This window comes from Pseudomonas sp. 05T35 (assembly GCF_056396605.1).
Window position 1 is genome coordinate 1 of record NZ_JBFTLU010000366.1, and the last position, 4655, is coordinate 4655.

Sequence of the window (4655 nt, forward strand, 5' to 3'; positions counted from 1 at the left end):
GGCCTGCAGATATGAAAACCACTACCCCTGACAGCCTGAAACAGCCGCGGTATCTGAGCGCGACAGCAGCGGCGTACTCCCCAACGCGCAACGGCCTGCAGATATGAAAACCACTACCCCTGACAGCCTGAAACAGCCGCGGTATCTGAGCGCGACAGCAGCGGCGTACTCCCCAACGCGCAACTGGATTCAGCCCATTTATTGAGAGGTTCTCATGCCGATAGAAAAGTTCGCGTTTCACCTTTCCCCTCGAGGCAAACTGCGTTGGGCGATTGCCAGCCTGTTCCTCGTTGCCCAATTACCTCAGGCGTTTGCCGGTGGCGTGACGGTCGCACCCGGTCCGGGCGGCACCCCGCAACTGCAAAATCAGGCCGGTGTACCGATCGTCAATATCGTTGCGCCCAATGGCGCCGGTCTGTCGCATAACCAGTTTCTCGATTACAACGTCGACCGTCAGGGGCTGGTGTTGAACAACGCCCTGCAAGCCGGGCAGTCGCAACTCGCTGGGCAATTGGCCGCCAACCCGCAGTTCCAGGGCCAGGCGGCGAGCGTGATCCTCAACGAAGTGATCAGCCGTAACGCCTCGGCCCTTAACGGCGCGCAGGAGATTTTCGGGCGCTCGGCCGACTACGTGCTGGCCAACCCAAACGGTATCTCGGTCAATGGCGGCAGCTTCATCAACACCCCGAATGCCAACCTGGTGGTCGGTCGTCCCGAGCTGAACGACGGTAAATTGCAGGGGCTCAACACCCGTGACGGCACCGGTCATTTGCAGATCCAGGGCCAGGGTCTGACGAACCGCGAAGGCAGCATCAACCTGATCGCCCCGCGCATCGACAGCCAGGGCCGCATCGATGCGCGCGACCAGTTGAACCTGACTGTCGGCCGCAATCTGCTGGATTACCCCAGTGGACAGGTGCGCAGCGTCGACCCGACCGGCACCACTCAGGATTCACGCATCGATGCCAGCCTGTTCGGTGCCATGCAGGCTGGACGCATCAACATTGTCAGCACCGCCGAAGGCGCTGGCGTGCGGGTCGGCCCGGTCCAGGTTGAAGGCCGTGACGGCGTGAAGATTCAATCCGCAGGTGACTTGCAGATCAGCGGCCAGGCACTCCCCAACAGCCTCGACATCACCCGCAGCGCGGTACGCAGCAGCCAGGGGGATGTTGCGTTGCACGGTGACAAGGACCTGACGTTGGCGGCGGCGGATGTCAGCGGTCGCAACGTCAAGCTCGACGCCGGGCGCAACCTCACGCTGAGCAGCGTCGAAGCGCGCAAGCTTCAGGAAAAACGCGAGAACTGGAACAACAACACCATCGGCATCACCTGGGAAACCTACGACCGGACCCAGACCGACAGCGACTCGCGCCAGCACGGCAGCCAGGTCGTGGCGACTCACACTGCCGAACTCAAGGCCGGCGCCAGCACCGAACTCAAGGCCGCCAAGGTCGAGGCCGGCGAAACCCTGAAGGTCGACAGCGGTGCTGATCTGCGCCTGATGGCAGCGACTGAAACCCGCACCCAGACCGATCAGGGCCAGCACCGCAAGCACCTGTGGAAAGCCGACTGGAACAACAGCAGCGAGGAGCAACGCAGCGTCACCAGCCAGTTGAAGGCCGGCAAGAACATTGCGATCAGCAGCGGCGAGTTGCTGTCTTCGCAAGGCGCGGAACTGACCAGCAAGGGCGACATTCACCTCGCCGGCAAACAGGTCGAGATCGGCAGCGCCAGCCGTACGCAGAGCAGCAGCAAGAACGGTTATTCGGGCGATCTGGTCGGTGGCGGATTCTTCGGCAAGACCGGCGATGCCGATCAGGGCAAGACCCTTAATCAGGGCAGCAAGATCAACGCCGACGGCAAATTGATCGTCAAGGCTGACGACGTGCGCATCRGCGGCAGCCAGGTGCGTGGCAGGTCCGAGGCCAGTGTTATCAGCGACAAAGGCTCGTTGACCATCGACGGCGTGCAGAACACTTCCCACAGCAACAGCCATGACAGGGACAGTAAGTTCTTTGGCATCGCCAAGGATGAAAGCCGACAGAACCTCAAGGGCAGCACTACTATCAGCAGCCAGCTGAGTTCCGACAGTAACCTTGTGCTCAAGAGCGCCAAGGACATCGACGTGGTCGGCGCCACGGTCTCGGCCGGTGGCTCGCTCAGCGCGGACGCGGTGGGCAAGCTGACGGTCAGCTCGGCTCAGAATACTTCCGACAGCAGCGCCTCGAGCCAGAGCCGTGGTTTCGACGCCTATGCCAAAGAGAATGCGCCAGGTGCCGGTCAGTACCGCGCCGGAATTCACTACGAAGACAAACAGCAAACCACCACTGCCAATGAAACCCGTCAGCAAGGCGCAAGCCTGACCGGCGCCAATGTCGAACTGGCGGCGGGCGGCGACCTGACGCTCAMAGGTGCCAACGTCAAAGCCTCTGCCGGGGATGTCCGCCTCAGTGGGCAGAACGTTGCGCTGTTGGCCGAACACGACAGCACCTCCAGCACCACGGACACCACCCGCAACGCTGGCGGTTTCTACTACACCGGTGGTCTGGATCGCGCTGGCAGTGGTGTCGATTTTGCTCACAGCAACAGTCAGGACAGCACCGCCAAAGCCACGGCTCGCACCACGGGTGTCGAGAGCAGCGGCAAGCTGCAGATCAACGCCGGCAACGGCACGCTGACCACCCAGGGCGCGCAGGTCAACGCCGGTTCGACGCTTCAGGTCACGGCTGGGCGAGTCGACAACCAGGCCGCCAATAACACCGACAGCAGTTCCCACAAGGAGAGCAACTGGTCGGCCGATGTCGGTGCCAACGTCGAGTACAAAGGCATTGCCCGCCCCATCGCCAAAGCCATTGAAGGTGTGGCCCAGAGCAAGGTTCAGCAACCGGGCTTGCTGGATAACCTCACGCAGCCGAATGTCGGCATCGACGTCGAGGTCGGTCATTCGAACAACAGCCGGAGCGAGCAAAACAGCACCGCTGTGGTCAGTCAGTTCAAGGGCGGGGCGGTTGATGTTCAGGTGGCCGGTGAAGTGAAGGATCAGGGCACCCAGTACCGTGCAACCGACGGCGCGTTGACGATCAAGGCTGACAGTCAGGTCGCGACGGCGGCCGCCAACACTCACAGCAGCAGCGAGCAAGCGGTGGATGCCAAGGTGGGCGTTCGCGTCTATACCACCACCGGCGAAGACGTGAACGTGCGCGGTAGCGGGGCGGGCGGTAGCCGCCAGACTTCCGAGACCAGCTCCAAAGCGGTGGTTGGCAGCTATGCCGGCAATCAGGGTGTGAAGATCGATCTGCGCGGTGACGGCCAGTACGAAGGCAGTCAGTTCAACGGCGGGCAGGGCGGTGTGGCGATCAAGAGCGGTGGCGATCTGGCGCTGAATCAGGCCAACGACCATCAGAGCAGCAGCACTTCCAGCCTGCGCGGCGATGGCTCGCTGACGGTCGGCACCAACCCTGGCGCCGAAGGCAGCAACGTCAACCTTGGCGCTGGTTTCCAACTTGATCACAAGGCCAACCAGACCGACGACAGCCAGGCCCGGGTTGCGAGTATTCAGGGCAAAGGTCCGGTGCAACTGAGCAGCGCTGGCGATCAAGTGCTGCAAGGCACGACCATCGGCACGGTGGTGAACAAGGCGGCTGACATCTCGCTGAATGCCGGCGGCAAGCTCGATCTGCAAGCCGCGACGGACACTCACAGCGCCAATGGCAGCAACCTGGGCGGTGGCCTCAATGTCGGTGGCGGTAAAAGCAGTACCGAGAAAAGCAGCGGCTTGAATGGCAACCTGAGTGCCAATTTCAACATCGGCCGGGTGGGTGAAAACAGCCAGAGCCTGAAGGGCGGCAGCCTGAACAGTCAGGGTCCGGTCCTGCTGAGCAGCGGCGCCAGCGCTGCTGACGCTATCCACTTGCAGGGCACTCAGGTCAGTGCGCCAAGCGTGACCCTCGATGCTCAGCAGGGCGGAATTTATCAGGAGTCGGCGCAATCGACTCAGGCCATCAACAACTGGGGGCTGACCCTCGGCGCTGGCGGTAATGCGAGCAAGTCCACACCGTCAGCGACTAATGATCAGGACGTGGCCAAGAGCGGCCACGGCTTCGACGCGCGGGTGAAAATCGACGTCGACAACCGCACCGGCACCACCCAGAAAAACAGCCACATCCAGGCTGACAGCGTGGTGCTGAACAGCGCTGGCGACACCCGGTTGGCCGGTGCCCGCATCGACGCCCAACAAGTCAGCGGCCAGGTTGGCGGTGATCTCACGGTCGAAAGCCGTCAAGACCATGAGAGTGGGGGCAAGGTTGGTATCGACCTGCGTTTGAACGCGGAGAAGAACCAGCCAGGCGCCGTCGGCAAACTGGCCAAGACCACCGGCCCGCTCAAGGACAAGGTTGAGGGCAAGGCCCAGGAGGCTTTCGACAGCCATCGCGACAAGCTGGAAACCGCCGTCGACAAAAGTGTCGAGGGGCTGGCCTCGGCCAAGGACTCACTGACCCGCAGCGGCAGTTACTCGCTCAACGAGAAAGACTCCGCCGGCAGCAAGGTCGCCGACGCGACCCAAAGCGCGCTGTTCGGCGACAAGAGCGGTGAAACCTCATACACCCCGACGCTGTACCTGGACGTCAGCCACACCAGCAAAAACAGCGTTACCC

Annotated in this window: 1 protein-coding gene; it reads left to right on the plus strand. The window is 62.3% G+C overall.

Translation table 11 applies throughout. The features are described 5' to 3' along the window. Positions 1 to 214 precede the first annotated feature (214 nt). On the plus strand, positions 215 to 4655 hold a 4441-nt coding region (locus AC1DH9_RS22820), incomplete at its 3' end, for a hemagglutinin repeat-containing protein (RefSeq protein WP_477808829.1).